Consider the following 2,044-nt stretch of genomic DNA (forward strand, 5'->3'; position numbering starts at 1 on the left):
GACGTCCTGCCGCCCGAGGGCGCGGGGTGGACCGCGGTCGAGTCGGCCGCCGTGGAGTCGGCGGTGCTGCGCGGCGCGCTCGCCCGCGCTGTCCAGTGCGTGGGGGCCTCGGAGGGGATGCTCGAGTCGGCCATCGCCCACTCGACGGAACGCAACCAGTTCGGTCGGGCACTCGCCAAGTTCCAGTCCGTGCAGAACCTGGTGGTGGACATCGCCGCCGAGACCGTCCTGGCGCGCGCGGCGGTCGACCAGGCCGTCGCCGACGCCATGGCCACCGACCTCTGCGGGCCGCTGTCGGGTTTCCGGGTGGCCGTGGCCCGCAGTGTGGCCTCGCAGGCCGTCGCGGTCGCCGTCCGCAACGCCCACCAGGTCCACGGGGCCATCGGCACCACGCACGAACACACCCTGCACCGCCTGACCCTGCCCGCTCTGCAGTGGCGCGGTGAGTTCGGATCCGCGGCCTTCTGGGAGGCCCTGCTCACCGACGCCGCCGTCGCCGGGGGGATGGACGGCGCATGGCCCATGGTCGTCGAGGGCACTGCCGTCGAGAGCGCCGCGGCCACGTGGCTCGACCGGGTCACCCTCGGCCGGGTCGGTGGCGACGGTGGGGGCCACGGCCGCGCACCGGGAGTCTGAGTCCGTGACCGAGCCGCACCCGACCGAGCCGCATCCGACCGAGCCGCACCCGACCGAGCCCCCACGGACCGGTGCCCTCACCGACATCCGCGTCGTGGATCTGGCCCGGGTCCTCGCTGGACCGTTGTGCGGCCAGATGCTGGCCGACCACGGCGCCGACGTGATCAAGGTCGAACCGCCGGGCGGGGACGAGACCCGCGGCTGGGGGCCACCCTTCGTGCGGGACGACCACAGCGCGTACTTCGACGGGCTCAACCGCAACAAACGGAACATCAGCCTGGACCTGCGCAGCGACGACGGGCAGGCGGTCCTGGGGAGGCTGCTCGCCGACGCCGACGTGCTCATCGAGAACTTCAAGGCCGGCACCCTGGAGAAGTGGGGGTTCGGTGACGACGAGCTCGCCGAGCGCTTCCCGCGTCTGGTCCACTGCCGCATCACCGGTTACGGGGTCGACGGACCGCTCGGAGGCGCACCCGGGTACGACGCGGTCCTCCAGGGGCTCTCGGGGCTGATGAGTATCAACGGCGAGCCCGACGGTGCGGCCATGCGCATCGGGATCCCGCTGGTGGACATCGTCACCAGCCTCAACGCGATGAGTGGCATCCTCATGGCGCTGCACGTGCGGGCCGCGACCGGCCGCGGCCAGCTCGTCGACCTGGCGCTGCTCGACAACGCGGTGTCGATCCTGCACCCGCACGCCGGAACGTGGTTCGCCACGGGCGAGGCCCCGGTGCGCACCGGTGTCGCGCACCCGACCATCTGTCCGTACGAGACCTTCACCTGCTCGGACGGACCGTTCTTCATCGGCGCCGGAAACGATCGTCAGTTCCGGGCGCTGGCGGAGGCGTTGGACGCGCCCGCGCTGGTCGACGACCCCCGCTTCCTCACGAACCCGGACCGCCTGGAGCACTCGGAGGAGCTGCGCGAGATCCTCGGTGGTCTCGTCGCAGGCCTCCGTCGCGACGACCTCGCGGATCGACTCCGCGCGGTGGGGGTGCCCTCCGGGGCGGTGAACCACGTGGGTGAGGCGCTGTCCATGCCCCAGGTACTGCATCGCGACATGGTCGTCGAGCGCGACGGGTACCGCAGTGTCGGCATCCCGATCAAGCTCTCCGACACCCCGGGATCCGTGCGGTTCGGTCCCCGCCCCCACGGTGCGGACACCGGGCCCGTACTGGCGGAACTGGGGCTCGACAGGGCGGCGCACACCGAGCCCGGCGGCCGCTGACCGGCAGGGCACAATCTCGGTACGCTCGGGTGGTAGTACCGAGAAAGGTCGACCCGTGGAATTCCTCCTCATCGCCGCAGTGATCGCGGTGGCCGTCGCCGTCGTCTCCCGCAGCCAGAACAAGGGCCAGACGCAGCTGCAGGCGCACGACAACCGCCATCTCGAGGACCATCGCGCCGA

General features: G+C 71.9%; 2 protein-coding genes. Both read left to right on the forward strand.

The window, feature by feature from the left end:
• A partial coding sequence (locus tag G6031_RS18350) for an acyl-CoA dehydrogenase family protein (RefSeq protein ID WP_241737420.1) occupies positions 1-636 on the forward strand: 636 nt, incomplete at its 5' end.
• 4 nt (positions 637-640) lie between these two features.
• Entirely contained in the window at positions 641-1,864 is a 1,224-nt protein-coding gene (locus G6031_RS18355) for a CoA transferase (RefSeq protein ID WP_182654059.1), read from the forward strand.
• The last annotated feature ends 180 nt before the right edge of the window (positions 1,865-2,044 follow it).

Origin of the sequence: Dietzia sp. CQ4 (assembly GCF_014145125.1) — a bacterium.
Taxonomy (GTDB): Bacteria; Actinomycetota; Actinomycetes; order Mycobacteriales; family Mycobacteriaceae; genus Dietzia; species Dietzia natronolimnaea.